Origin of the sequence: Allosphingosinicella sp. (assembly GCF_036402135.1) — a bacterium.
Taxonomy (GTDB): Bacteria; Pseudomonadota; Alphaproteobacteria; order Sphingomonadales; family Sphingomonadaceae; genus Allosphingosinicella.
This window is the reverse complement of record NZ_DASWTN010000024.1, coordinates 62,588-86,570: the sequence shown is the minus strand read 5'-3', so window position 1 is coordinate 86,570 and position 23,983 is coordinate 62,588. Positions and strand designations below refer to the sequence as shown.

At 64.5% G+C, this 23,983-nt stretch carries 29 protein-coding genes and 1 tRNA gene; 8 read left to right on the top strand and 22 right to left on the bottom strand.

The window, feature by feature from the left end; genetic code table 11:
- Positions 1–15 precede the first annotated feature (15 nt).
- The 13 genes from VGD10_RS07040 to VGD10_RS06980 form a co-directional block, all read right to left on the bottom strand.
- Entirely contained in the window at positions 16–906 is an 891-nt protein-coding gene (locus VGD10_RS07040; RefSeq protein ID WP_331040093.1) for a hemolysin family protein, read from the bottom strand.
- A gap of 4 nt (positions 907–910) precedes the next feature.
- Positions 911–1,429, bottom strand: a complete 519-nt coding sequence (gene ybeY / locus VGD10_RS07035) for an rRNA maturation RNase YbeY (RefSeq protein ID WP_414639507.1) — start codon at positions 1,427–1,429, stop codon at positions 911–913.
- Positions 1,426–2,418 (bottom strand): PhoH family protein, encoded by a 993-nt coding sequence (locus tag VGD10_RS07030; RefSeq protein ID WP_331040092.1) that lies wholly within the window; start codon positions 2,416–2,418, stop codon positions 1,426–1,428. Before VGD10_RS07030 ends, ybeY begins: the two co-directional genes overlap by 4 nt.
- Positions 2,418–3,743 carry a tRNA (N6-isopentenyl adenosine(37)-C2)-methylthiotransferase MiaB gene (gene miaB / locus VGD10_RS07025; protein ID WP_331040091.1) on the bottom strand — a complete coding sequence of 442 codons (1,326 nt, stop codon included), beginning with the start codon at positions 3,741–3,743 and terminating at the stop codon, positions 2,418–2,420. Before miaB ends, VGD10_RS07030 begins: the two co-directional genes overlap by 1 nt.
- A 2-nt stretch (positions 3,744–3,745) precedes the next feature.
- A complete protein-coding gene (locus tag VGD10_RS07020; RefSeq protein WP_331040090.1) occupies positions 3,746–4,483 on the bottom strand; it encodes a lysophospholipid acyltransferase family protein in 738 nt (245 codons plus the stop codon).
- Positions 4,484–4,492: 9 nt separating this feature from the next.
- Positions 4,493–4,915 (bottom strand): Fur family transcriptional regulator, encoded by a 423-nt coding sequence (locus VGD10_RS07015; RefSeq protein ID WP_331040089.1) that lies wholly within the window; start codon positions 4,913–4,915, stop codon positions 4,493–4,495.
- A gap of 68 nt (positions 4,916–4,983) precedes the next feature.
- Positions 4,984–5,406 carry a MucR family transcriptional regulator gene (locus VGD10_RS07010; RefSeq protein ID WP_331040088.1) on the bottom strand — a complete coding sequence of 141 codons (423 nt, stop codon included), beginning with the start codon at positions 5,404–5,406 and terminating at the stop codon, positions 4,984–4,986.
- Positions 5,407–5,509: 103 nt separating this feature from the next.
- The gene (gene rimI / locus VGD10_RS07005) at positions 5,510–5,986 is read right to left on the bottom strand and encodes a ribosomal protein S18-alanine N-acetyltransferase (RefSeq protein WP_331040087.1); all 477 of its coding nucleotides are present in this window, start codon (positions 5,984–5,986) and stop codon (positions 5,510–5,512) included.
- On the bottom strand, positions 5,983–6,585 hold the full coding sequence (gene tsaB / locus VGD10_RS07000) for a tRNA (adenosine(37)-N6)-threonylcarbamoyltransferase complex dimerization subunit type 1 TsaB (RefSeq protein ID WP_331040086.1): 603 nt from the start codon (positions 6,583–6,585) through the stop codon (positions 5,983–5,985). The genes rimI and tsaB overlap by 4 nt, the downstream gene beginning before the upstream one ends.
- A 9-nt stretch (positions 6,586–6,594) precedes the next feature.
- A complete protein-coding gene (locus VGD10_RS06995; protein ID WP_331040085.1) occupies positions 6,595–7,164 on the bottom strand; it encodes a NifU family protein in 570 nt (189 codons plus the stop codon).
- 70 nt (positions 7,165–7,234) lie between these two features.
- Entirely contained in the window at positions 7,235–8,986 is a 1,752-nt protein-coding gene (locus VGD10_RS06990) for an autotransporter domain-containing protein (protein ID WP_331040084.1), read from the bottom strand.
- A 171-nt stretch (positions 8,987–9,157) separates the two neighbouring features.
- Complete coding sequence (locus tag VGD10_RS06985; RefSeq protein WP_331040083.1) at positions 9,158–10,456, bottom strand: M20/M25/M40 family metallo-hydrolase; 1,299 nt, start codon at positions 10,454–10,456, stop codon at positions 9,158–9,160.
- Between the two features lie 33 nt (positions 10,457–10,489).
- Positions 10,490–11,596, bottom strand: a complete 1,107-nt coding sequence (locus VGD10_RS06980) for an App1 family protein (protein ID WP_331040082.1) — start codon at positions 11,594–11,596, stop codon at positions 10,490–10,492.
- Between the two features lie 102 nt (positions 11,597–11,698).
- On the opposite strand from VGD10_RS06980, the gene VGD10_RS06975 reads away from it, so the two are divergent.
- Positions 11,699–11,914: a hypothetical protein gene (locus tag VGD10_RS06975; RefSeq protein ID WP_331040081.1), complete on the top strand. Its 216-nt coding sequence runs from the start codon at positions 11,699–11,701 to the stop codon at positions 11,912–11,914.
- Positions 11,915–11,917: 3 nt separating this feature from the next.
- Here the strand turns inward: VGD10_RS06975 and hslU are convergent, their stop codons facing one another.
- The 9 genes from hslU to VGD10_RS06930 form a co-directional block, all read right to left on the bottom strand.
- Positions 11,918–13,219 carry an ATP-dependent protease ATPase subunit HslU gene (gene hslU, locus VGD10_RS06970; RefSeq protein WP_331040080.1) on the bottom strand — a complete coding sequence of 434 codons (1,302 nt, stop codon included), beginning with the start codon at positions 13,217–13,219 and terminating at the stop codon, positions 11,918–11,920.
- Between the two features lie 57 nt (positions 13,220–13,276).
- Positions 13,277–14,380, bottom strand: coding sequence for an FAD-dependent oxidoreductase (locus VGD10_RS06965; protein ID WP_331040079.1), 1,104 nt, complete (start codon positions 14,378–14,380; stop codon positions 13,277–13,279).
- Positions 14,381–14,401: 21 nt separating this feature from the next.
- Positions 14,402–14,944, bottom strand: a complete 543-nt coding sequence (gene hslV, locus VGD10_RS06960) for an ATP-dependent protease subunit HslV (RefSeq protein WP_331040078.1) — start codon at positions 14,942–14,944, stop codon at positions 14,402–14,404.
- Between the two features lie 64 nt (positions 14,945–15,008).
- A complete protein-coding gene (locus VGD10_RS06955) occupies positions 15,009–15,545 on the bottom strand; it encodes an SRPBCC family protein (RefSeq protein ID WP_331040077.1) in 537 nt (178 codons plus the stop codon).
- Positions 15,542–15,850, bottom strand: coding sequence for a metalloregulator ArsR/SmtB family transcription factor (locus VGD10_RS06950; RefSeq protein ID WP_331040076.1), 309 nt, complete (start codon positions 15,848–15,850; stop codon positions 15,542–15,544). The genes VGD10_RS06955 and VGD10_RS06950 overlap by 4 nt, the downstream gene beginning before the upstream one ends.
- A gap of 46 nt (positions 15,851–15,896) precedes the next feature.
- Positions 15,897–16,157, bottom strand: a complete 261-nt coding sequence (locus VGD10_RS06945) for a hypothetical protein (RefSeq protein WP_331040075.1) — start codon at positions 16,155–16,157, stop codon at positions 15,897–15,899.
- A gap of 64 nt (positions 16,158–16,221) precedes the next feature.
- Positions 16,222–16,761: a glycoside hydrolase family 108 protein gene (locus VGD10_RS06940; RefSeq protein ID WP_331040074.1), complete on the bottom strand. Its 540-nt coding sequence runs from the start codon at positions 16,759–16,761 to the stop codon at positions 16,222–16,224.
- 86 nt (positions 16,762–16,847) lie between these two features.
- Positions 16,848–17,210 carry a VOC family protein gene (locus VGD10_RS06935; RefSeq protein ID WP_331040107.1) on the bottom strand — a complete coding sequence of 121 codons (363 nt, stop codon included), beginning with the start codon at positions 17,208–17,210 and terminating at the stop codon, positions 16,848–16,850.
- A gap of 117 nt (positions 17,211–17,327) precedes the next feature.
- Positions 17,328–17,404: transfer RNA gene (locus VGD10_RS06930), tRNA-Pro, on the bottom strand.
- 118 nt (positions 17,405–17,522) lie between these two features.
- On the opposite strand from VGD10_RS06930, the gene VGD10_RS06925 reads away from it, so the two are divergent.
- The 7 genes from VGD10_RS06925 to recN all read left to right on the top strand — a co-directional run bounded on the left by VGD10_RS06925 (position 17,523) and on the right by recN (position 23,972).
- Positions 17,523–17,999, top strand: a complete 477-nt coding sequence (locus VGD10_RS06925; RefSeq protein ID WP_331040073.1) for a PaaI family thioesterase — start codon at positions 17,523–17,525, stop codon at positions 17,997–17,999.
- Between the two features lie 110 nt (positions 18,000–18,109).
- Entirely contained in the window at positions 18,110–18,442 is a 333-nt protein-coding gene (gene yajC / locus VGD10_RS06920) for a preprotein translocase subunit YajC (protein ID WP_331040072.1), read from the top strand.
- A 2-nt stretch (positions 18,443–18,444) separates the two neighbouring features.
- A complete protein-coding gene (secD, locus tag VGD10_RS06915) occupies positions 18,445–20,031 on the top strand; it encodes a protein translocase subunit SecD (RefSeq protein ID WP_331040071.1) in 1,587 nt (528 codons plus the stop codon).
- Between the two features lie 4 nt (positions 20,032–20,035).
- Positions 20,036–21,004, top strand: a complete 969-nt coding sequence (gene secF / locus VGD10_RS06910; protein WP_331040070.1) for a protein translocase subunit SecF — start codon at positions 20,036–20,038, stop codon at positions 21,002–21,004.
- On the top strand, positions 21,005–21,385 hold the full coding sequence (locus VGD10_RS06905) for an Mth938-like domain-containing protein (RefSeq protein WP_331040069.1): 381 nt from the start codon (positions 21,005–21,007) through the stop codon (positions 21,383–21,385).
- 83 nt (positions 21,386–21,468) lie between these two features.
- Complete coding sequence (locus VGD10_RS06900; RefSeq protein ID WP_331040068.1) at positions 21,469–22,275, top strand: outer membrane protein assembly factor BamD; 807 nt, start codon at positions 21,469–21,471, stop codon at positions 22,273–22,275.
- Between the two features lie 35 nt (positions 22,276–22,310).
- Positions 22,311–23,972 (top strand): DNA repair protein RecN, encoded by a 1,662-nt coding sequence (recN, locus tag VGD10_RS06895; RefSeq protein ID WP_331040067.1) that lies wholly within the window; start codon positions 22,311–22,313, stop codon positions 23,970–23,972.
- Positions 23,973–23,983: the final 11 nt, after the last annotated feature.

The window sequence follows — 23,983 nt, the reverse complement described above, 5'->3', positions numbered from 1 at the left end:
CGCTCTTGGCAGGGGCTAATCGACTAGCGCGCCTTCGGGGGGCGCGTGGAGACGGAGGCGGGAGACGCGGCGGGTGTCGCAGTCGGTCACTTCCAGCCGCCAGCCGCTGGGATGCTCCAGAACTTCGCCGATCTGGGGGATGTGACCAGCGAGGACGAAGGCGAGGCCGCCGAGCGTGTCAACATCCTCCTCAACATCCGCGAGGCGTGCGTCGATGGTTTCGGCCACTTCTTCAAGTTCGGTTCGGGCGTCCGCGTCCCAGATTCCGTCTTCGAGCGGGATCAGGTTGCCCGGCGTTTCCTCGTCATGCTCGTCCTCGATCTCGCCGACGATTTCCTCCACGACATCCTCGATAGTGACGAGCCCTTCGGTGCCGCCGAATTCGTCGACGACGATGGCGAGGTGCATGCGCTCGGCCCGCATGCGGGCAAGGAGGTCGAGCACGCCCATCGATTCCGGCACGTAGATTGGCGAGCGGATAAGGTCCTTGATGTCCTCGGGCGGCGCGGCGCCGTTCACCTGCAGGGTGTAAACATCCTTCAGGTGGATCATGCCGATTACGCTGTCGAGGCTGCCTTCGTAGACGGGGAGGCGGCTGTGCCCTGCCTCGGCGAAAGCGGCGACCAGCGCCTCGAAGGTGGCGGTCGCCGGAACGGCGATGATGTCCCCGCGGGGCACCGCGATGTCGGCAACCGTGCTTTCACCGAAGTGAAGAAGGTTGCGCAGCATCTGCCGCTCGATCGGCGTCAGGTCGCCGACGACCGGCGCCTCGCCTTCATGGCTCTCGATCGCTTCTTCGATTTCTTCGCGGAGCGTCGCCTCGCTGTCTTCGCCGAAGAGCATGGTCCGAAGGCTGGACCAGAAGGTGCGCCCGCTTCGGGCGCTGCTACTGCTATCGTCAGGCATTTAGTTAGGTCTGCACCTCTGTAGCTGCATAAGGATCGGAAATGCCGAGCGCGGCAAGCGCGTTCCGCTCGATGGCTTCCATGGCCTCGGCCTCCTCATCCCCCTGCTCATGGTCATAGCCTAGCAGGTGAAGGGTGCCGTGGACCACCAGATGGGACGCGTGGGTTTCGACCGCAACATTCTTCTCCGCCGCTTCCGACACGCAGACGCCATGGGCAAGCACGACGTCGCCGAGCAGCACTTCGCCATTATGGGCCGACGCGATCGACTCCAGAAGCTGAGGCTCCATCATCGGAAAGGAGAGGACGTTGGTCGGCTTGTCCTTGCTGCGATAGCCGGCGTTGAGGCTTTGGACCTCGTCGTCACTGGCGAATTTCACGGACACTTCGACGTCGAGGCCGCTGTCGATCAGGTCACTCCGGTCGGAATGGCGGACCGCGGAAATCACCGCGTCGCGCGCGAGAATGGCCCAGTCGGTGCGACTGTCCCATTCCTCGCCGGCATCCGCCTCGACTAGGATCACCGTCCAGGCCCCTCATAAGCCTCGACGATCCGGCCGACGAGCGGATGGCGGACGACGTCGCCCGCGCCAAAGCGCACCATCGACACCCGCTCAATGCTTTCTAGCTTCTCGACCGCATCGTTGAGACCGGAGGTGACGTTATTCGGCAGGTCGGTCTGATTAGGATCGCCGCAGATCACCATGCGGCTCCGCATGCCGAAGCGTGTCAGAAACATCTTCATCTGCTGCGGCGTCGTATTCTGCGCCTCGTCGAGAATGATGAAGGCATCGGACAAGGTGCGGCCGCGCATGAAGGCGATCGGGGCGATCTCGATCTCGCCGGAGGCGATGCGCCGCTCGACCTGCTCGGTCGGCAGCATATCGTAGAGCGCGTCGTAAAGCGGCCGGAGATAGGGATCGACCTTCTCCTTCATGTCGCCGGGAAGGAAGCCCAGCCGCTCGCCCGCCTCCACCGCGGGACGCGACAGGATCAGCCGGTCGACGCTGCCGCCGATCAGCTGCTGCACCGCCTGCGCGACGGCGAGATAGGTCTTCCCTGTGCCCGCTGGTCCGAGCGCGAAGATAAGGTCGTCCCGCGCCAGCGCCTCCATATAGACGGCCTGCGTTTTCGAACGCGGAACGATGGTCTTCTTCCGCGTGCGGATCATCACCTTCGGCGGTTCGGCGACATCGTTCGAGATGATGCCGTCGAGCGTCGGCTGGCCCGACATGGCGATCACTGCCTCGACCGCGCCCTGATCGATGTCATGGCCGTCGTCGAGCCGGTTGTAGAGGCCCTGCAGCACGTCGCGCGCGCGTGCCGCCGCTTCCGGCTCGCCCTCGATCTGCACCTTGGCGCCGCGCGCGGCGATATAGACGCCGAGCCTGTCCTCGATGGCGACGAGGTTGCGGTCGAATTCTCCGAAGAGGGGCCCCAAGAGGTGCGGCTGCTCGAACTCGATTTCGAGGCGGGCGCGGGCCCCGGCTTCTTCTGCGCGCTTTTGCGCCATCAGGCGGCGTTCCTCATCAGTTGGGCTCCGGCAAGGCTGTTGGGTCCGGCGGAGAGGATTTCGACCTCGATCAGGTCACCGATGGCGGCGTTCGTTTCGAGATGCACGGATTGGAGCCAGGGCGACTTGCCGATCAACTGCCCCGACTTCTTGCCGTTCCGCTCAAGCAGAACGGACGTGCGGCGGCCAACGGTCGCCTGATTGAAAGCGAGCTGCTGCTGGTTCAGCAGTGCCTGAAGCCTTTGCAGCCTTTCGTCCATCACCTCCGCCTGCACCTGTCCTTCCATCTCGGCGGCAGGGGTACCCGGCCGCGGCGAATATTTGAACGAGTAAGCCTGGGCGTAGTTCACCGCCGTTACAATTCGAAGCGTGTCCTCGAACTCCGCGTCGCTCTCACCCGGGAAGCCGACGATGAAGTCGCCGGAAAGGGCGATGTCCGGCCGCGCCGCCCGCACCCGCTCGATGATGCGGAGATAGCTGTCCGTCGTGTGGCTGCGGTTCATCGCCTTCAGCACGCGGTCGTTGCCAGACTGGACCGGAAGGTGGAGGAAAGGCATCAGCTTCTCGACTTCCGCATGGGCGCGGATCAGCCCTTCCGTCATGTCATTGGGATGGCTGGTCGTGTAGCGGATGCGCTCGAGCCCCGGCAGCCGGTCAAGCGCCGCGATGAGATCGTGGAAGCCGCGGCCTTCACCCTCATTCCACGCATTCACATTCTGACCGAGCAAGGTGATCTCGCGCGCGCCGCGGTCAATGAGCGTTTTCGCCTCGTCGAGAATTGCGTTCCAGGGCCGCGAAACCTCGGCGCCGCGCGTGTAGGGAACGACGCAATAGGTGCAGAATTTGTCGCAGCCTTCCTGCACGGTGAGGAAGGCGGTCGGCCCCTGCTTCCGCCGCGCCGGAAGGGCGCCGAACTTCGATTCCAGCGGCATGTCCGTGTCGAGCGCGCGTTCGCCCTTCTTCGCCTTTGCCACCATCTCCGGCAGCCGGTGATAGGCCTGCGGGCCGACGACGATGTCGACGCTCGGCGCCCGGCGCGGGATTTCCGCGCCTTCCGCCTGGGCGACGCAGCCGGCGACCGCGATCATCGGGCGCGATCCGTCCTCACGCCGAAGGCGGCCGATGTCGGAATAGACCTTCTCCGCCGCCTTCTCGCGGATGTGGCAGGTGTTGAGCACGACGAGGTCCGCCTCCGCGCCGCCCTCGGCCGCGGTCATTCCCTCCGCCTCCAGCAGCTCCGCCATGCGGGCGCCGTCATAGACGTTCATCTGGCAGCCGAAGGATTTGACGTGAAAGGTCTTTGGAGTCCGGTCGTTCATCGACATGCCTATAGGCGAACCGGCTTCGCTTCGGAAGCGGAGAGCGCCTGAACGATCTCCGCGCGCGCCGCTTCGGCCAAAGCCTTGCGGTCCGGATAGGAATGCGGGTCTACCGGCTTCAGGAAGCGGATCCGAACGGCGGTGGTGCCTTTCCGCGAAAGCACCCGCTTTGCATTGGCCGCCGCGCCTTCCTTGCCCACCCAGGCGATGTCGTGCCCCGCCGCGCCGTAGTCGATCGCCACCGGCTGCACCTTCACATCCGGCAAGGGCGGAAACAAGGAGGCGAGGAGGCTGGCGCGGAACGGAAGGATTTCGACCCCGCCTTCGGTCGTGCCTTCCGGGAACAGCGCCACCGGCTGCCCCCGCGCCAAAGCGTTGCGTAGTGCATCCGCCTGATCGCGCACGGCGCCGCGCTGAGTCCGCGCGACGAAGATGGTATCGTTGAGGCTCGCAAGCCAGCCGATCACCGGCCAGCGCGCCACCTCCTCCTTCGATACGAATGCCGCGCCGCTCGCGCTCGCAATCAGCATGATGTCGAGCCAGCTGAGGTGATTGGAAAGGAAAAGGACGCGGCTTCGAAGCGGCTGCCCTTCCACCCGCGCGCGCATACCGGCGGCACGGCCGACCCAGTAGAGGAAGCGGCGCGGCCAAGGCGATTTACGCCCCAGGAGCTTCCAAAGATAATGAAGCGGCAGGCAGGCGATTAGGCCCGCGACGATCAAGAGCGTCCTTAGCGCGAGCCGCATGGGCCTCGCTTAGCGATTGCGGTTGAGCGCGACGCCGTAAAGCTCCATCCGGTGATCGACGAGGCGGAAGCCGAGCTTCTCGGCAATGCGGCGCTGAAGCGCCTCGAGTTCCTCGTCGACGAATTCGATGACATTGCCGGTTTCGACATCGATCAGATGGTCGTGATGCGCCTCGGCCGCCGCTTCGTAGCGGGCGCGGCCGTCGCCGAAATCGTGGCGTTCGAGGATTCCCGCTTCCTCAAACAAGCGCACGGTTCGGTAGACGGTGGCGATAGAAATGCCTGGGTCCACGGCGGATGCGCGCTCGTGAAGCGCCTCCACGTCGGGATGGTCTTCCGCTTCGGAAAGGACGCGGGCGATGATCTTGCGCTGCTCGGTGATGCGGAGGCCTTTCTCCGCGCAAAGCGTCTCGATATCGATCCTGCGTGTCATGCCGCAGCCTTAGTCCACTTTGCGACAGCGTCAAAGGGACCGGGCGCTGAAGCCCGGTCCATCAGAGCTTACTTCTTGCCGCCGCGACGGCGCTTCGTGCCGAGGCCGATCTTCTTCGCAAGGCTGCGCCGCTGCTCCGCATAGTTGGGTGCGACCATCGGGTAGTCGGCGCTAAGTCCCCACTTCTGCCGATAGTCCTCTGGAGTCATCTGATAATGAGTCATCAGATGCCGCTTCAGCATCTTCAGCTTCTTTCCGTCCTCGAGGCAGACGATATAGTCCGGCTTGATCGAAGAGCGGATCGAAACCTTGGGCTCCGGCTTTGCTTCAGGTTCCTGAACCTGCGTGCCAAGTCCGCTGAGGGCATTGTGTACGTTCTGGATGAGCTGCGGAAGATCGTTTACCGCAACGCTGTTGTTGCTGACGTGGGCGGAAACAATATCGGCCGTGAGCGTGATCAGCGTCTCATTCATATTGTCGGTCGCGTCCATCTGGGAGAATTCCAATTCGTAAAGTCTGGTCGGGAGATTGGCGAATGATCCGTTCCGGATGTTTTGACAAGTTGAAATTGGCGAGTGTCGCGAGGTGGGACGCTCAGGCGCCGGCAAGCTTCGATAAAGTCAGGGCATCATATAATTGGCCATCGCGGCCGGTATAATATTTAGGCCTGCGGCCGATCTCGTGAAATCCGAAGCTTTTGTAGAGGTCGATTGCAGGATTTCCGTCACGCACTTCAAGGAACAGCTTGGTCGCGCCCTTGCTTTGGGCGTCCTCAGCAAAGGTGCGAAGCAGAAGTTTGCCTATGCCCTTCCCCCATTCTTCCTTTTTTACGGCGAGAAGGAGGAGTTCTGCTTCCTTCACTACAATCCGACCAAGCGCGAAACCTGCGACCGCTTCTCCATTGCGAGCGAGCGTCAGCCATACGCCCGGCATCGGCAGCAGGCCCGCGCATTGCGAGGCCGTCCAGGCCTCACCATAGGCCGGATCGAAGCTGTCATCCATGACGCGCATCACTGCATCGAGGTCGAGTATGTCGCCGCCGGCGACCACGATGGCGGCCTCGCTTGTCACATCATTGGCTTTGCGTCTGCGCCGCGCCCATAAATCGGCCGCGGCGGAAGGGATGTCATCGCAGCAGGCAACCGGGCTGCAATCGAGGCGCGGGGAAGGGCATCTACCGCCTCGCCATACCCGCGTAGCCTCACAAGGTCCTCGGCTCCGGTGCCGACAACAACGCGTGCAGTGACGGCGGCCGCCGCCTCCTCCGGGTAGAGGGAGCGAAGATCGTCCAGCGGCTGGATCGGATGCGTGCCATAGCTCTGGACGAACAGTTGCCCATGTCCGCCGTGGAGGGCAACAGCAACATCAGGCTTGCGCCCCGCTTCCGCCGCAAGCGCGGCCATGGACGAATAGCCTGCGAGCGGCACCTGCCAGCCGATGGCGAGGCCATGCGCGGCGGCGAGTCCGACCCGGACGCCGGTGAAGCTGCCCGGGCCGCAATCGACCAGAATGGAAGCGGGCTTGCGCCCCGCCAGCAGCTCTTCGATCATCGGCGCCAGCCGCTCTGCATGGCCGCGGCCGACGACTTCGTGTCGTTCTTCGAGGACGCGTCCCCCCTCGATCAGCGCGACCGAGCAGGCCGCCGTCGCGCTGTCGATGACGAGCTGCACGCGCCAGTCCTAGACGGCTTCGACCGTCTCGACCTCGGGCACATAATGTTTGAGGAGGCCCTCGATACCGTTCTTGAGCGTCATCGTCGACGAAGGGCAGCCCGCACATGCGCCATGCAGCGCGAGATAGACGGTGCCCTTCTGAAAACCGCGATAGACGATGTCGCCGCCGTCCTGCGCGACCGCCGGGCGGACGCGGGTTTCGATCAGTTCCTTAATCTGGGCCACCACGTCCGCATCCTCGGGATTTTCCTCCATCGCTTCGGGCGGCACGGAAATTTCAGCCGCGCTGCCGGCGCGGAACAAAGGTGCGCCGCTGGAAAAATGATCGAGCAGCACGGTCAGCACCTGCGGCTTTAGATGAGACCAGTCGACGCCAGGCGCGGCGGTCACCGAAATGAAGTCGCTGCCGAAGAACACGCCTTCCACATCGCCGGTCGAGAAGATCGCCTCCGCCAGCGGCGAAACCTCCGCCTCCTCGGGCGTGGCGAAGTCGCGCGTGCCGGACGGCATCACCGCCTGCCCCGGCAGGAATTTCAGGGTCGCGGGATTGGGCGTCGTTTCGGTCTGGATCAGCATGGCCTCCATTTGGGCCGTGCCGAAGGCCGGATCAAGTGCGGGCGAAGCCGTGGCCCCGCCCGCACCTGTCTTAGAAGCCGAGCTTGACGCCGATGAGGGCGGAGAAGTCGTTGCCGTCCTCGCGCTCAATCGTGCCGCTGGCATTGACTTCCAGCGACAGGGCATTGGCGAGCGCGATGCTGGCGCCGCCGGTGAGCCGCCCGTGCAGGTCCTTCGACTGTTCGGGAAGAACGAAGCTGTTGACGATCGTCGGGGACGCCGTGCCCGCATAGCGAATGGTGCGGCTGTCGCCTTCGAAGTCCTTCTCAAGGGTCGCCTGCGCGTAAGGCAGGAACGACATGCCACCGATCTCATAGCTGGCGCGCGCCTCGACGCCAGCGCTGCCGGTGAGAACTTTTACCTCCTGCTCCCCCACATTCAGGGTAAGTACGGCGTCGCCGGTTTCCGTGTAGGCGTCGAGATCAGCCTTCGCATAGCTGAGGCCGATTACAGGTCCGAAGCGAAGCTGATCGGTGCCGAACAGGTAGCCGGCGCGGGCACCCGCAAAGACGTTGTTGCCGTCGGTCTCGCCGACAATGTCGTCGATGACGGCGGCTCGGGTGAAGTCATAGTCGACCCACCCATAGCCCGCATAACCTTCGACAAAGCCACCGTTGGTTCCGCCCCAGCCGCCGTATAGGGCGAGTTGAATAGCCTTCGCTTCAGCTTCGCCTACGCTAGTTGAGGCTTCGCCGTTGGAGTAGTTCACTGCTGCCCCGAAGACGCTGGTTACCCCGGCATATTCCACACCGCCGGTGCCGCCTAACGTCTCCATATCGTAGGCAAAGTTGGTAAGCGTTCGATCTACGTTGCGGCGGGCGATATTGCCGGTCAAATAGGCGCTGAAGCCCTGCTGCGCCCGTCCGGAGCGGGCGCTTGACAGGTCAAGGCGTCCGAGGAGCGTGGAGCCGAGCCCGCTCGCGGCCTGAAGGCCTACCTCCGGCTGAGCTTGGAATTGCAGCGGCGCTTCGAGCTGCCGGACGGCATAGCGTGCCACGATCGCGAAGCCGGCGGAGCTCAGGTGCACCTGATCCACGTAAAAAAGATACTGGTTGGCAAGCTCCGGGCTCGCGACGCAGGCGGTCGGGCCCGCCGCGCCGCCCGTGCAGGCGCCCGCGCTTACGAGACCGTATGCGCCCGGATTGGCGGTTATCCGATCGCCGATCAGATTGAGGTCGAGGTAATTTACGATAACCCCGTTCGCCGCGAAATTGGCGAGCGAGCTTTGCATGCCCGTATTGAAGGCGCTGGAGAAAGCGCTTCCGGCGGCCGCGCTGGGAGAGCCGACCGCTTCGGGGAGACGGCCGACGTCCCCTGCGAGATAGGTGATGTTGCGTGCCCCTGCGTTGACGAGAGCCGTCAGGCCAGTAGTTGCCTGTGCGACGCGGGGCGCCGCAGCGGCGGCCGCTCCGGCGACCGTGCCGCCGCTGATACGATAGGCCCGGGCGTCGTTTCCGCCGATGGAGATGGCAAGAAGATCATTGGGCCCGAACGTGCCGCTTACCCGTGGGAAAGCGGCAGGACCGCCGCCGGCAAGGAACGACTGATATTCGGTGACAAAGCCGGGAATGCCTGGCCCGTTGATGTTGCCGTTGTTGGTAAAGGCGCCGCCGATGGCGAAATTGTCGACGGGAACGGCAAGGATTTGCGACATCGTATCGATGAAGTTGGTGCCGCCGCTGAACCGCCCCGTCGGGTAAGCGGCCGGGCGCGGAATGCCCAAAAGCTCGAAAAGATTGCCGTCGTCGGCGTAACTGTCACCGAACGCCACGATGCGAGTCACGGTCTGCGCAGCGGCCGGAGTTGCTGGAAGCAGCGCCGCTGACGCTACGGCACACAGAAGTTTGGCTGAAAAACGCATATACAATCCCTCCCCAGGCTTAGGCAGCCACTCCCCGCGGCGCCCCTTATGTTGCTGGAATGGAGCGATTTCCGGCGACTTACAAGCGGCTTGTTAACGGCGTTCCTTTGCCAGCCTCGTCATCAGGATGGCGGCGCGCTTCGACTGTCGAACGACACTCGTAAGGTCGACCCATTCGCCCTCCGCATGGGCGCCGCCGCCTGCCGTGCCGAGGCCGGCGAGGACATCGGCATCGCGGGCGACGAAGCTGCTGTCGGCAGCGCCCCGCTTCGCAGGATCATATTCCGGCATTTCCGGCAGGCCGAGATCGTGATTGACCGCATTCAGGCGCGCGAGGATCGCCCGGTTGCCGGCGGTCGGCTCCATCGGCGGATAAGAATCGAAGAATTGCAGCTCAGCCTGCGTCGCCGGAAGATGCTGCCGGACGATGTCCTGCATGCGCGCGCGAATTCTCGCGTCCTGTTCGCGGGTCAGCGTCCGGAGATCGCCGCGTGCAATAGCGGTCTCGGCAACGATGTTCGTCTTGCCCGAGGCAGTGACGCGAAGGCCCTGATCGTCGATCGCAGCAGGGGTGCCGCCGCCGATCACGCCGACATTATAGGTGAGGTTCGGCTCCGGCAGTTCGCGGCGGAAGGTGTCGAGGATGCGCGCCAATTCGTAGATGGCGCCGTAGCCCAGGCCCTGGCTGAAGATGCCGCTGGAATGGCCGGTCTTGCCGCTCGTCTTTAGGGTCCAGCTGGTCGAGCTCCGCCGCGCAATCGTACCGAAATCCTGCCCGTTCTCGCTGGCGAGGTTTTCAAACTCCAGCGCCACGTCCGCCCAGCGTCCCGCTTCGATAAGATCACGGCGAGCGACGTCGAGCGGCGCACCGGTGCGCTCCTCGTCGCCGGTCAGGACAACCACGATGTCGGCATTCTTCAGCGTCCCCGCCGCCTGCATCGCGCGGAGCGCTGCGACGATGACGACCATGCCGCCCTTGTCGTCGCCGATGCCGGGCCCGGTGGCGCGGCCGCCCTGCCGCTCGAAGCGCTGGAACGGCGAGTCTGGCTCGAACACAGTATCGAGGTGGCCGATCAGCAGCATGCGCTTGCCGCGGCCATTCCCTTTGTGCGTGGCGATCAGGTGCCCGGCGCGGCCGGTCTCCCGCATCGGCACCCATTTGACGTCGAAACCGAGCGGTTCCAGCTCCGCCCGCATCATACGGCCGACTTCCTCGACGCCGGCGAGATTGAGGGTGCCGCTATTCTGATTCACCATCTTCTCGAGAAGAGCGATGTTCCGGTCCTGCTCCCGCTCAACCGTCTGCGCCATGCGCTGCTCGGCGGAGCTCAGCCGCGCCTCAAGCGGCTGGGCGGCGGCGAGGGCGAGGAAGGCGAAAAGAACTGACTTCATAATGACTCCGGATGCTGCGGGGCGCGCCCCAGCTTAAGAAGTCTTTGCGGGTTCCACCACTGCCCTTGCAGCTTCCAGCGGCCGGTCGAGATCCAGCCGCTTCACGACATCCACGGCTTCGTCGAAGCCCGCGCCGCAGAAGGTCGGAACGCCCGCCGCCTCGATCTTGCGAAGAAGCTCGCCCTCGGGTCCTGAACGACAGGAGCCGTCCACGTCGCGGATGAACACCGCGGCTACCCGCTCGCCGAAATCCTCCACCGCCTTGGCGTAGATGGTCACATCCTTCTGGCCGTTGTCGCCGATCAGCAGGAAACGGAGGTCGGGATAGAAAGCGAGAACTGTCTCAATGGCGGCAAGCTTATGCTCGTCATGACCCTTCTTGATGAACTGATTGTCGTCGATGCCGTAATCCTTGAGGAACATCGCGCCGTGCGGGATGCCGTTCAGCTCCATGAATTCGGTGATGAAGCCGTAGAGATTCCAGGGGCTGGATGAGACGTAGAAGAAGGGCCGGGCGGGGGAGACGTGATCCTCCGCGATCATCTTGTAGAGCGTTGACGCGCCGGGCACTGCCAGCCTGTCCTGCGGCCGCTCGACGAGCACCCGGCGCCAGTTCTTGAGGAAATTGGTGGCGCCCGTCTCGATTACCGTGTCGTCGATGTCGGAGATGATGCCCCAGTTGTTGTCGCTGCCGGGCGCGAGCACCGGCACCTCGACCTCCGCCTGCTGCATCTCCGTTCCGGGCGTCGAGAGCTTCACCTGCTCCCACAAAGTCTTTTCCGGGAGCGGCCGGTCGATCGGCAGCTCGAACATGAAATAGCCTTCCTCGTCGCTGACAATGTCGATCACCTGATCATATGCCTCGAGGCGCACGGCCACGCCCGCTATCTCGTTGCTGTTGTAGATTTCCATCATCGCGCGAAGGCGCGTCAGCATTCCCTCGCCGGCGTCGAGCGGCTTTTCGTAGCGCACGATCCTGCCCTTGAGGCGCAGCAGCGTGTCGTTGCGGTAACCGGCATAGGCGAGGAGGCGCACCTTCTGCCGGTGCCCTTCGCCCTCGCTGATCGCGTCCTCGATCCGGTCGATGTCGCGTTCGAGGTCAGCGACCGTGGAATGGAGGAAGCGGCGGAAGATGCTCATGCCGCGGCAACGGGGCGGGGCGACGCACGGTTCCCGGAACGCGACGGGGCGGGCGAACCGCCGCCGCCGGCTCTGCGTTCGTCACCCAAAGGAGAAAAGCTGATGGGTAACAAGCATCTACGTCCCGACGAAACGCCGGTGGACCTGATCGACGATCTGGAAAGGAACCCCGGCATCGGCCAGTCGAAAGGCCTTTTCGCCATGACCAGCTCGGAGGATGCCGAGCTGATCCAGGGCGAGAATACTTTCGAGGGCGACACCGATAATGATGGCGGCCTCGCGGGAGGGGTGAACCCCAGCCTCGGCCGCGATCACTAGGCCCTAAAGCACATACTTGCTGAGGTCCGTGTTGCGCGCGACCTCAGCAAGTTGACCTTCGACATAAGCGGCATCGACGGTGACGTTGCTGCCCTGCCGTTCCTCGGCATCGAAGCTCACTTCCTCCAACAGCTTTTCCATCACCGTCTGCAGGCGCCGAGCGCCGATATTCTCGACCTGTCCATTCACCTCGGCGGCGATGCGGGCAATGGCGCGGATGCCTTCGTCGGTGAAGGTGACCTCAACGCCTTCGGTGGCGATGAGGGCGCGATATTGCTCGGTCAGGCTCGCCCGCGTGTCGGAAAGGATGCGGACGAAATCCTCCTCGGTGAGCGCCTTCAGCTCCACCCGGATCGGCAGGCGGCCCTGAAGCTCCGGCAGGAGATCGCTGGGCTTCGCGACATGAAAGGCGCCTGACGCGATGAAGAGAATGTGGTCCGTCTTCATCGGGCCGTACTTCGTCGAAACGGTAGTGCCTTCGATGAGCGGCAGGAGGTCGCGCTGCACGCCTTCGCGACTGACCGAGCCGCCGCGCACGTCCGAGACTGCGATCTTATCGATCTCGTCCAGGAAGACGATGCCGTTCGCTTCCGCATCCTTGAGGGCGGTGCGGTTCACGTCGTCCGTGTCGAGGCGCTTGTCGGACTCCTCCTCGACGAGCTTGTCCCAGGCATCGGCAACCCGCATGCGGCGCTTCTTCTTCGGCTGCTGGCCGAAGGCTTTGCCCATCATGTCGCTGAGGTTGATCATCCCGACCTGCCCGCCGAGGCCGGGGATCTCGAACGGCGGCGCGGCGTCCTGCACCACCTCGATCTCGACTTCCTTGTCGTTCATGTGATTGTCGATCACGCGCTGGCGGAAGCTTTCGCGGGTTGCCTGGCTTGCATCCTTGCCGGTGAGCGCGTCGAGCAGACGCTCCATTGCGGCTTCGGACGCGGCCTCGCGCACGGCTTCGCGGCGGCGTTCGCGCTCCAGCCGTACGGCCTCTTCGACCAGGTCGCGGGCGATCTGCTCGACGTCCCGGCCGACATAGCCGACTTCGGTGAACTTGGTCGCCTCGACCTTCACGAACGGCGCGTCGGCGAGCTTGGCGAGGCGGCGGCTGATCTCGGTCTTGCCGCAGCCGGTCGGCCCGATCATCAGTATGTTCTTCGGCGTCACCTCGTCGCGAAGCTCGTCCGGGAGGCGCTGCCGTCGCCAACGGTTGCGGAGCGCGACGGCGACTGCGCGCTTCGCCTCCTGCTGGCCGACGATATGGGCGTCCAATGCGGCGACCACCGCTTTGGGAGTGAGGGTATCGTTCATCAATGGGAAGTCCGTGGAGAGGTCACTGGTCCTTAGATGGACCCGTCACGGCCGAGTTCAAGCAGTGCAGCGAAAGCCGCTGAACAGCCGCCGGTGTGACGCGACGATGCGGGCGATATCGTTCGGCTGGGGCGTCGCCTTCCATACGTCGCGCTCGAACGTGCCGCCTAGGACGATGCCGTCGGGCCGGGGGAACATGTAGCCCGCGCCGCCGGTGAAGGCGTAGTTCACTTCCGGCTGCGGCAGCAGGATGGCGAGCTGGCCGCGGACGGGCTGAAGCTCCGTATCGCCGAACAGGTGATGCGAGCCGAGGCCGGTGCAGTTGAAGATCAGGCGCTCCGGCAGCGCCGCTAGATCGGTGGGCGTGGCGAAGGCGCGGATGCGGACTGCGCCGCCCGCAAGCTGCACGTCGCGGAGGAGTTGGCGAAGGAACCGGCCGGTCTCGACGTACATGGTGTCGTAGCTGGCGAGGCCGTCCACCGGGAACGGGTGCTGATCGGCGCTGAGGTTGCGGCCGGCGGGATGATATCGGTCAAGCGGGTTCGACGGATCGGGGCCGTCACCCTCCGTGTAGGTGGTGTGCCAGCGGATGCCGTACTCGTCGCCGACCATGATCTGGAAGCGCCGCCAGCTATACTCCATCGCCGCGGCGAATTGCGCGCGCCAGGCGGGCGTCACCATGCTGTCGCGGTAGTGGCCGAAGGGCGAGATCTGGCCGCCGGCGATGTTGGAGGTCGTGTCGGGCGGCAGCGTCTTGGCGTAGATGGTGACGGGGAAGCCGGCCTCCTGGACGAGACGGGCGGTGGTGAGGCCCATGACGCCCGCGCCCACCACGGCAACTGGGCCACTATGACCCTGAAGACCTAGATCGGCCGCGAGCCGCGACGAACCCCAGGAGAGGGTGATGCCGGCGCCCCCATGGCCATAATTGTGGACGAGGCGCTTGTCGCCGAGCGGTTCGGCGCGGACGACGAAGCCGCTGGCGCGATAGGGGCGAAGGCCGGCGACGGCTCGGATCACCCGCTCCGGCGCGACATTGACGGGAGGGAGACAGCCGCGCTGCGCCACAGGGCGCCTGGCAGTCGTGGTCGTCGTGCAGCCGGGAAGGGCGAGGCCGCCTAGCCCGAGAGCGGCGGATCCGATGAAGGCGCGGCGGTCCATGCCGCCGCACCCTAGCTGGGTTCAGGCGGCAGCTTCAATCGTCTCAACCGTAAGATTTTCATTGGTATAGACGCAGACTTCGGCGGCGATCTTCATCGCCTTGCGCGCGATCGTTTCCGCATCCTTCTCATATTCGTCGATCGCGCGGGCGGCGGCGAGAGCGAAGTTGCCGCCGGAGCCGATCGCGGCGACGCCGTCCTGCGGCTCCAGCACGTCGCCATTTCCGGTGAGGATCAGGGTCACGTCCTTGTCGGCGACGATCATCATCGCCTCAAGGTTGCGGAGATATTTATCGGTCCGCCAGTCCTTGGCGAGTTCGACCGCGGCGCGCATCAGCTGGCCGTGATGCTGCTCGAGCTTCCGCTCAAGCCGCTCGAACAAAGTGAAGGCATCGGCGGTGGCGCCGGCAAAGCCGCCGATCACGCTGCCGTCGCCGAGCCGCCGCACCTTCCGCGCATTGGGCTTGATGACGGTCTGCCCGAGCGAGACCTGCCCGTCCCCCGCGACCACCGCGCGTCCATTCTTCCGTACCGCCAGGATCGTCGTCCCGTGCCAGCTTTCCATGATCGCTCCCGCTCTTCGTGTCGTGGAGCTATGTGGGAAGACGATCCCGGCGGTGCAACACGCCTTATTCGGCGAGAATACGCGCCTCATATTCACGCTCGACGCGTTCAACCGTGTCCCAGAAAAGGGGCGGGTCGCGACCTTCGAGGCGGGCGGCGAGCATTTCGAGATGGGTATGCCAGCCGCCGGCGACATCGACCACGGTGCCGCGGTTCGGAAGCTTCCGGTTGGTGAGCGTCAGCAGCACCTTGTCGCCGCGCTCTTCCAGCTCGTAGACAACCTCGGCATCCTTGTCCCAGCTGTGGACGAGAAGGCGCGGCGGCTCGACGCGCAACACTTTTCCCTTCATCCGATGCTCTCCGGCGTGGGAAGTGTATTTCTCAGGGATGGGCTCGCCCGCGGCCAACTCTCCGTTGCGCCAGACCAGTTCCATGTCTCCGCCGGGCCGCAAGTCCATCGGACCGGAGGCCAGCCAGCGGCTGCGCTTCTCGCCGTCGACAAGATATTCCCACACCCGCTCGATCGGGCCGGGGAGGAGGCGTTCGAACCGGATCGCGCCGGCTTCGGTGATGACGCCATATTCGGAGGTCGCCACGTTCATTTCTTCTCTCCCTTCTTCAGTTCCTTTTCGAGCGCATCGAGCCTGCCGCTCCAGAAGCCTCGCATCTTCGCGAACCATTCTTCCATCTCGGCCAAGCCGTCCGGATCGAGGCTGTAAATGCGCCGTTGCCCATCGACGCGAACGCGGACGAGGCCGGACTCGCGGAGCGTCTTCAGATGCTGGGAGACGGCCGGGGCGCTAATCGGAAAGCGCGCGCCGATCGCCCCTGCTGTCAGCTCGCCGGAGCCGAGAAGCTCCATGATCTGGCGACGGGTGGGATCGGCAAGGGCGACGAATCTGTCCATAGGCTTAAATTAATACAGCACTTAATTAAGTCAAGAGTGAATGAAGCTAGCGGGGAGGTTTGATGCCGGCATCGGCAGCCTTGCGACCGGAGGGGGAGGAGCCGAATTCGTAGCCCACAACCGTGCTGCCCCAGCCGAGCACGAGGCCAAGCGCGAGCAGCAGGGGCTCGCGATTGCCTTCGGGGATCGGCACGAAATAGAGGCCGCCGAGACCCAGCAGGCCCCCGATCAGGGCGACGAGGCCGAGCACGGCGCGGTAGAGGGCGCCTTCGCGCGGCGGCGCGGCTCCCAGATTGTCGGATTTCATCGGGTTTCTCCGACTAAGGTCACACTAAGTTCACACCAAAACAGGTGCGGGAAGCGTCGCGGCATCAGCCGAGCCGGTTGGCGAGCCACCCATAAAGAAAGGCTTCGTTGGCCGGCCGTTCTTCGGCAAGACGTAGATAGCGCTCGCCCTGCAGCGCCTCGACAGCCTTCAGCAGCACGGTCTCTCCTGCTTTGCCGCGCTGGCGGAGAAAGGCTTTCAGCGCTTCCATTGTGCGGGCGCCAATGCGGCGGTCCACGGGGATGTCGGGAAAGTCGCTGGCGCCGCGGTTGAGGGCGTTCAGCGCGCGCTGGAGGAAGCCGGCCGCAACGGGCGGACCCATGTTTACGCCGGTGTCGAACAGCTCAGCGGCAAGCGCCGGCGCATGTTCGGCAACCTGATCGAAGCCCGGTCGGAGCCAGTAAATGCGGCGGTAGATGGCGGCGGCTTCCTCGCGCGGCAGCTGGCGCATATCGCCCCGGTAGCCGTGCGCGCGGGCGACCGCCTCCGTGACACCCCAGCGAGTGGCGCCGCCGCTATCGGCAACATGGTTGGAATAGCCGCCCTCGCGGGCGATGACCTCATCGATCAGCGCATTGATATCCATTGCTCCTGCTCCTCATACGTTCGCGAGTCGCAGTAGGATGAGCCAAATGGGTTCGTGTAGGAAAATGAAAAGTGAAGCTGCGGAATTCAGGCTTCGTAGCAAGTAATCTCGAAGCGCATTCCGTCGCGGTCTTTCATGAAGAGTGCGTATCCCGGCCCTATCTCCTGACGTTCAGGCACTTCAAAGCCGGCAGCCGCCATCTCGGCAGCGATCCGGTCGACGGCTTCGCGTGACGGAGCGGTGAAGCCTAAATGATTCAGGCCGACGCCATATCTTTTATAGCCTTCGCCAATGTCAGACGCTTCCTGGAAATCAAAGAAGACGCCATCGGCATTACCCCACACATGGTCGCGCTTCTTGGTAAAGCCGATCAGCGGCAGCAAGGCGTCGTAATAAGGCATCGAGGCTTCGAGGCTGCTCACAAGCAGAACAATGTGATCGAGTTGCAAGAGCGTCTCCTGAGAGCGTGGCTTTATCGGCCGCAGGTGCAGGGTATTCCTGAGCGGCGTCCGCCGGATTGACACGCGGAAAACAGTCCCCGGACTGTCTTCGGTGAAGCGTGTCGATGGTCGGGGAGACAGGATTCGAACCTGCGACCCCCACACCCCCAGTGTGATGCGCTACCAGGCTGCGCTACTCCCCGACCGACGGTCCTGACGGGCCGAAGGAGGCGCATCTAAGCGCCGGGGCGGGTGAAGGCAAGCGGCTTGACCGGAACCCGGCGCGGTTTACAGGTTGCAATCAGCAACTGGAGCGGCGGCATGGCGGACGAGCGGGAATATGGGCAGGCGAGCCCCGAAGACTTCGCGCGATATAGCGGTCTTGAGCTTCTGCAGAAGATGATCGCGGGCGAGCTTCCCGCGCAGACGATCGCGCGCACTATGAGCTTTACGCTGGTGGAGGTGGCCGAGGGGCGGGCAGTGTTCGAGTGCGAGACGGGACCGCATCTGCTCAATCCACTCGGATCCCTTCATGGAGGCGTCGCGCTCACCCTGATCGACAGCGCCGCGGGCTGCGCGGTCCACACGATGCTGGGTGCCGGCGTCGGCTATACGACGGTGGAGACGAAGGTGAATTTCACGAAGCCGCTTGGAGCGGACAGCGGCACGATCCGGGCGGAGGGCAGGGTGGTGACGCAGGGGCGGCAGATCGCCACCGCCGAGGCGCGGCTGCTCACCGCCGACGGTAAGGTGGCGGCGCACGGCACTTCTACGCTGATCATCCTCCATCCGCGCTGACGCTTTTCCGCGCCCCGCTCTTGCTTGCGCGGGAGCGGCTTCCCATGATAGTCGCGGCGCCCTTCCGTACGGGCGCCTTTGGGGCGGCAACAATCAGGTAAACGAAATCCATGTTCGCATCACCAGCCTATGCATCGGCCGGGGCCGCACCGGGAGGAGCCGCGGGCTTCTTCGTGTCGGTCTTCCCGCTGATCCTTATCTTCATCATCTTCTACTTCCTCCTCATCCGTCCGCAGCAGCGCCGAATGAAGCAGCATCAGGAGATGATCGGCGCGGTGAAAAAGAATGACAGCGTCGTCACCGGCGGCGGCCTCATCGGCAAGGTGACGCGCGTCGACGACAACGAAGTCGAGGTTGAGCTTGCGCAGGGGATCCGCGTCCGCGCGCTGAAATCGACCCTGTCGAGCGTGACGCCGCACGGCACTAAGCCCGCGAACGACTGACGATGCTGGATTTCCCGCGCTGGAAAGTCTGGGGCGTCAGCCTCCTTTGCCTCATCGGTATCCTGCTGGCCGTGCCGAGCATGCTGCCGGAATCCGCCGTTGCCAAATTTCCGGGCTTCCTGCCGAGCGCGCAGGTTAACCTCGGCCTCGATCTCGCGGGCGGCAGCCACCTGCTGCTGGAGGCGGATACGAGCGATGTCGCCAAGCAGCGGCTCGACGTCATGGACGAGTCGATCCGTACCGAAATGCGCCGCGCCGAGCCCCGCATCGAGATCGGCGACATTTCGACGACCGGCGGACGCCTGAGCTTCATGGTGCGCGATCCGGCGCGCGTCGATGCGGCGGTCGAGATCGTCCGCGCCCTGACCCAGCCCGCCGGGCTGACCGGACAGCGCGACTGGACCGTCAACGTGATGGATCAGAACCGCATCGTCGTGACACCGACCAGCGCCGGCATCGCCAACGCCCTCGACAGTGCGATGGCGACTGCGCGTGAGGTCGTCTACAACCGCGTCGATCCGGAAGGCACGCGGGAAACCACCGTCATCCGCCAGGGCGGCGACCGCATCCTGGTGCAGGTGCCGGGGCTTGAGGATCCGGAGGGCCTGAAGCAGCTGCTCGGCAAGACCGCGCGGCTCGATTTCAAGCTGGTCGATCTCAACGCAGATCCCGCTCAGGTGCAGCAGGGCCGCGCCTCGCCCGGAAGCCAGGTTCTGCCGATGCGGGACGGCGGCAACATCGCCGTCATTCGCCGCGCGATGGTGACGGGCGACCAGCTGATCGATGCGCAGCAGAGCTTCGACCCGCAAACTAATGAGCCCGTAGTCAGCATCCGCTTCGACAATCAGGGTGCGAAGCGCTTCGCGCGCGTCACGCAGGAAAACGTGAACAAGCCATTCGCGATCATTCTCGACGATGTCGTGCTGTCGGCGCCCAACATCAACGAGCCGATCCTTGGCGGACAGGCGCAGATTTCCGGCAATTTCACGGTGGAGAGCGCAAACGAGCTCGCCATTCAGCTCCGTTCGGGCAAGCTTCCGGTGGAATTGAAGGTGGTCGAGGAGCGCTCGGTGGGCCCGGATCTCGGCAAGGAATCGATCCGCCGCGGTATCATCGCCGGCATTATCGGCACGGTTCTGATCCTGGCCTTCATGATGCTGACCTATGGCCGGTTCGGCGTCTATGCGGACATCGCGCTGATCCTCAACGTGATTGTCATCCTCGGCATCATGGCGCCGTTCGCGACCCTGACCCTGCCAGGCATCGCGGGCTTCGTACTGACGATCGGCGCGGCGGTCGACGCCAACGTCATCATCAACGAGCGCATCCGTGAGGAGCAGAGGCGCGGCCGCAAGATCGTCGACGCCATCGAGCATGGCTATAACGAGGCGCGCACCGCGATTTTCGACGCCAACATCACCAACGTGATCGCCGGCATGCTGCTTTATTATTTCGGATCGGGGCCGGTGAAGGGCTTTGCGGTCGTGATGATGATCGGCATCGCCACATCGGTCTTCACTGCGGTCACCGTCACTCGCATGTTCGTATCGCTATGGCTTCGCAAGCGGCCGACCGTGCTCAGGATTTGAAGCCATGCGCCTTTTGAAGCTCATCCCCGACAATACGAACATCGACTTCCTTCGCTGGCGGAATGTGGCGATCGCCTTTTCGGCCTTGCTGATGGCGGCATCAATCGCGCTGATCGCGGTCAAAGGCCTCAATTTCGGCGTGGATTTCGAGGGCGGACAGGTGATCCGCGTCCATTTCCAGCAGCCGCCGTCGCTCGACAATCTGCGCGAGCAGGTGGGCGGACTTGGCCTTGGCGAGCCCAACATCCAGGAATTCGGCGGACCGCAGGAAGTGGCGATCCGGCTTCCGCTGCCGGAAGGTGGCGAGGAGGGGGCGAACGCGGCCGCCTCTAAGGTCCGCACGTCGCTGGAGCAGCAATATTCAGGGGTGCGAATTGATGCCGTCGACACGGTGTCGGGCAAGGTTTCTGGCGAGCTTGTGCGCGACGGCGCGCTGGCGCTCCTGCTCTCCGCCATCGGCATTGTCATCTACATCTGGATACGCTTCGAATGGCAGTTCGGCGTCGGCGCGCTCTTCTCGCTGTTTCACGACGTGACTTTGACATTGGGCTTCTTCGCGCTGACGCAGATGGAGTTCGACCTCAACGTCGTCGCGGCCTTGCTGACCCTGATCGGCTATTCGCTGAACGATACGATCGTCATCTACGACCGGGTGCGTGAGAATTTGCGCAAGTATCGCAAGATGGACATCACCTCGCTTCTCAATCTGTCGATGAACGAGACCCTGTCCCGCACCTTCGCGACTAATTTCGCGATGCTGCTGGCGCTGGGTTCGCTGATGCTGCTCGGGCCGGACGTCATCCAGAGCTTCACGACTGCGCTTCTAATCAGCGTCATCGTCGGCACCTATTCGACCGTCTATATCGCTGCGCCGTGGCTCATCTGGCTAAAGGTCAATTCGGATAGCTTCGTGCCGAAGGAAGCGCCGGCGGCTGAGCGGGTGAAGAATTACAACGAAGGCTTCGAACGCTAGGTGAGCTCCCGCTTCGACCAAGATCCCAAGGCGACCGGCCCTGTCGTACAGGGCTTTGCCGGCAGGGGCTTCTCGGTCGATGGTGGAGTGTATGAGGGGCTGCTGCTGACGCCGCTCAGCGCCCGGCAATGGGACCCGCCTGCGCTGGCGGACCTCACTATTCTCCATCTCGAGGAGCTGATCGGTCTCCAGCCGCCGCCGGAATTCCTGCTGCTCGGCACCGGCTCCCGCTTTTCCTTCGCGCCTCCCAAGCTTGTGAGAGCGCTTGAGGAGCGCGGCATCGGCATCGAGGCGATGGACAGCCGCGCCGCCGCCCGAACCTGGGGCATACTCCGCGGCGAGGAGCGGTGGATCGCTGCCGCCCTGATGCCGCTCGACTGACCATTAAAGCGCCGTTCAGGCGCTTTCCGCTTTTTTCCTCCCTCTGCTTGGCCTCCGCCAAACCCTCAGCTAAGAAGCCGCCCATGTTCCTTAAAACGCATCGTCCGCTCGCAACCCTGGCGCTTGGCGCCGCCACTCTCGCCCTTGCCGGCTGCGCAGGCGGCGCGGGCGGTCTGTTCGGCGGCGGAGGCGGCGCGCGCGACACCTCCTACGTCGCGCGGGACGTCAACACGCTCTACACGGCCGCGAAGCGCGAGCTCGACCGCGGCAATTATCCACTTGCTGCGGCTCTGTTCGACGAAGTCGAGCGCCAGCATCCCTATTCCGTCTGGGCGCGCCGGGCGCAGCTGATGAGCGCGTTCAGCTATTACGCCGCCAAGGAGCATCAGAAGTCGATCGATTCGGCGCGCCGCTTCCTTGCCATTCACCCGGGCAACAAGGACGCGCCCTATGCGACGTATCTGATCGCGCTCAACCAATATGAGCAGATCGGCGACGTGCAGCGCGACCAGACCGCGACCCGAAGCGCCCTCGACGCCCTAGGGGAAGTGGTCCGCCGCTATCCTGACACCCGCTATGCCGCCGACGCGCGCCTGAAGGTCGACCTCGTCCGCGATCACCTCGCCGGCAAGGAAATGGAGATCGGCCGCTTCTACCAGCGCCGCGCGCAGTGGCTGGCCTCGGTCAGCCGCTTCCGCACCGTGATCGACGAATATCAGACGACCACCCACGCGCCGGAAGCGCTGATGCGGCTCACCGAATCCTACCTGGCGCTCGGCGTACCGGAAGAGGCGCGGAAGGCCGCCGCCGTTCTCGGCGCCAACTATCCAGGCACCAAGTGGTACCAGCGCGCCTACGAACTGGTGCAGCGGCACACGAACGCCGCTTGATCTAGGCTTTTCGCGGGTGGCATGAAGGCGGTCGAATGCTGACCAGCCTCTCCATCCGCGACGTCGTACTCATTGAGACGCTGGACCTTGAGTTCGGCCCCGGCCTCGGTGTGCTCACCGGCGAGACGGGGGCGGGCAAATCCATCCTGCTCGATGCGCTGGGACTGGCGCTCGGCGCGCGCGCCGAAAGCGGCCTCGTGCGGCAGGGGCAGCCGCAGGCGGTGGTGACGGTGAGCTTCGAGCTTCCCTCCGGCCATGCCGCCCGCGCACTCCTGGCCGAAAACGGCCTCGATAGCGCGCTGGGCGAGCCGCTCGTCATCCGCCGTATCGTGAAGGCCGATGGGGGCAGCCGCGCGACCGTAAACGATCAGTCCGCGTCCGTCGGCCTGCTGCGCGATTTGGGTGCATTTTTGGTCGAGATTCATGGCCAGCATGATGATCGCGGCCTGCTCAACCCGCGCGGGCACCGGGCGCTTCTCGACAGCTACGGCAATATCGACACGGGCGCGGCGGAGCGGGCCTTTCGCGGCTGGCGCGAGGCTGAGGAAAAGCTTGCACAGGCGCGCGAGGAGCTGGAGCTCGCCGCACGCGACCGTGAATATCTCGAACATTCCGTCGCGGAACTTAAGAAGCTCGCGCCGCAGCCGGGCGAGGAGGAGGAGCTGGCCGGGCTCCGCGCCAATATGCAGAAGGGCGCACGGCTCGCCGAGGATATCGGCGCTGCCAGCGAGTTGCTGCAAGGCGCGGAAGGCGGCCTGTCGCTGCTCCGCCAGGCGGCGCGGCGGCTGGACCGGATCGCTGGCGAGCATGACAAGCTCGGCGAAGCACTGGCGGCCATCGACCGCGCCGTCATCGAAGCATCGGAGGCGGAGGACCGGCTCGGCGAAGCGGCAGAAGCGCTCGCCTATGATCCCGCCCGATTGGAGGAGGCGGAGACGCGGCTGTTCGATCTTCGCGCGCTTGCGCGAAAGCACCGTGTGGAGGCGGACCAGCTTGCCCCACTGACGGAGGAACTGTCGGCCAAGCTTGCCGCCATCGAGGCCGGCGACCAGGGCCTGGCCTCGCTCGAAAAGGCGGTGATCGATAGCCGTGCCGCTTACGATGCGGCCGCGGCCGAACTCAGCATGCTGCGAGCCGCCGCCGCGGCCCGGCTCGACGCGGCCGTCGCCTCGGAGCTTGCGCCCCTGAAGCTCGATGCCGCCAAGTTCCGTACGACGATCGAGCGGCTGGACGAGCCGCAATGGACCGCAAAGGGCCGCGACCGGGTCGAATTCGAAATCTCCACCAATCCCGGCGCGCCCTTCGCGCCCTTGGTGAAGATTGCGAGCGGCGGCGAACTCTCCCGCTTCATCCTCGCACTGAAGGTTGCGCTCGCCGAACGCGGCGGCGCGACGACGATGATCTTCGATGAGATCGACCGCGGCGTCGGCGGCGCGGTCGCAAGCGCGATCGGCGAACGGCTCCACCGGTTAGCCGACGGCGCGCAGCTGCTCGTCGTCACCCATAGCCCGCAAGTCGCCGCGCGCGGGCGCCAGCACCTCCTTATCGAAAAAAGTCATGACGGCCTCGTCACCCGCACCAGCGTCCAGGCGCTGGACGAAGGCAAACGCCGGGAGGAAATCGCCCGCATGCTCTCCGGCGCCGAGGTCACGGACGAAGCGCGGGCACAGGCAACCCGGCTGCTGGAAGCAGCCTAAGGAGAGTATCG

What these genes read in the sequence shown, in the direction of transcription:
- VGD10_RS07040 (WP_331040093.1), bottom strand. Translation starts at nt 906, where the DNA reads ATGCCTGACGATAGCAGTAGCAGCGCCCGAAGCGGGCGCACCTTCTGG.
- VGD10_RS07030 (WP_331040092.1), bottom strand. Translation starts at nt 2,418, where the DNA reads ATGGCGCAAAAGCGCGCAGAAGAAGCCGGGGCCCGCGCCCGCCTCGAA.
- miaB (WP_331040091.1), bottom strand. Translation starts at nt 3,743, where the DNA reads ATGTCGATGAACGACCGGACTCCAAAGACCTTTCACGTCAAATCCTTC.
- VGD10_RS07020 (WP_331040090.1), bottom strand. Translation starts at nt 4,483, where the DNA reads ATGCGGCTCGCGCTAAGGACGCTCTTGATCGTCGCGGGCCTAATCGCC.
- VGD10_RS07015 (WP_331040089.1), bottom strand. Translation starts at nt 4,915, where the DNA reads ATGACACGCAGGATCGATATCGAGACGCTTTGCGCGGAGAAAGGCCTC.
- VGD10_RS07010 (WP_331040088.1), bottom strand. Translation starts at nt 5,406, where the DNA reads ATGGACGCGACCGACAATATGAATGAGACGCTGATCACGCTCACGGCC.
- VGD10_RS06995 (WP_331040085.1), bottom strand. Translation starts at nt 7,164, where the DNA reads ATGCTGATCCAGACCGAAACGACGCCCAATCCCGCGACCCTGAAATTC.
- VGD10_RS06985 (WP_331040083.1), bottom strand. Translation starts at nt 10,456, where the DNA reads ATGAAGTCAGTTCTTTTCGCCTTCCTCGCCCTCGCCGCCGCCCAGCCG.
- VGD10_RS06980 (WP_331040082.1), bottom strand. Translation starts at nt 11,596, where the DNA reads ATGAGCATCTTCCGCCGCTTCCTCCATTCCACGGTCGCTGACCTCGAA.
- VGD10_RS06975 (WP_331040081.1), top strand. Translation starts at nt 11,699, where the DNA reads ATGGGTAACAAGCATCTACGTCCCGACGAAACGCCGGTGGACCTGATC.
- hslU (WP_331040080.1), bottom strand. Translation starts at nt 13,219, where the DNA reads ATGAACGATACCCTCACTCCCAAAGCGGTGGTCGCCGCATTGGACGCC.
- VGD10_RS06965 (WP_331040079.1), bottom strand. Translation starts at nt 14,380, where the DNA reads ATGGACCGCCGCGCCTTCATCGGATCCGCCGCTCTCGGGCTAGGCGGC.
- hslV (WP_331040078.1), bottom strand. Translation starts at nt 14,944, where the DNA reads ATGGAAAGCTGGCACGGGACGACGATCCTGGCGGTACGGAAGAATGGA.
- VGD10_RS06955 (WP_331040077.1), bottom strand. Translation starts at nt 15,545, where the DNA reads ATGAACGTGGCGACCTCCGAATATGGCGTCATCACCGAAGCCGGCGCG.
- VGD10_RS06950 (WP_331040076.1), bottom strand. Translation starts at nt 15,850, where the DNA reads ATGGACAGATTCGTCGCCCTTGCCGATCCCACCCGTCGCCAGATCATG.
- VGD10_RS06945 (WP_331040075.1), bottom strand. Translation starts at nt 16,157, where the DNA reads ATGAAATCCGACAATCTGGGAGCCGCGCCGCCGCGCGAAGGCGCCCTC.
- VGD10_RS06940 (WP_331040074.1), bottom strand. Translation starts at nt 16,761, where the DNA reads ATGGATATCAATGCGCTGATCGATGAGGTCATCGCCCGCGAGGGCGGC.
- VGD10_RS06925 (WP_331040073.1), top strand. Translation starts at nt 17,523, where the DNA reads ATGGCGGACGAGCGGGAATATGGGCAGGCGAGCCCCGAAGACTTCGCG.
- yajC (WP_331040072.1), top strand. Translation starts at nt 18,110, where the DNA reads ATGTTCGCATCACCAGCCTATGCATCGGCCGGGGCCGCACCGGGAGGA.
- secD (WP_331040071.1), top strand. Translation starts at nt 18,445, where the DNA reads ATGCTGGATTTCCCGCGCTGGAAAGTCTGGGGCGTCAGCCTCCTTTGC.
- secF (WP_331040070.1), top strand. Translation starts at nt 20,036, where the DNA reads ATGCGCCTTTTGAAGCTCATCCCCGACAATACGAACATCGACTTCCTT.
- VGD10_RS06900 (WP_331040068.1), top strand. Translation starts at nt 21,469, where the DNA reads ATGTTCCTTAAAACGCATCGTCCGCTCGCAACCCTGGCGCTTGGCGCC.
- recN (WP_331040067.1), top strand. Translation starts at nt 22,311, where the DNA reads ATGCTGACCAGCCTCTCCATCCGCGACGTCGTACTCATTGAGACGCTG.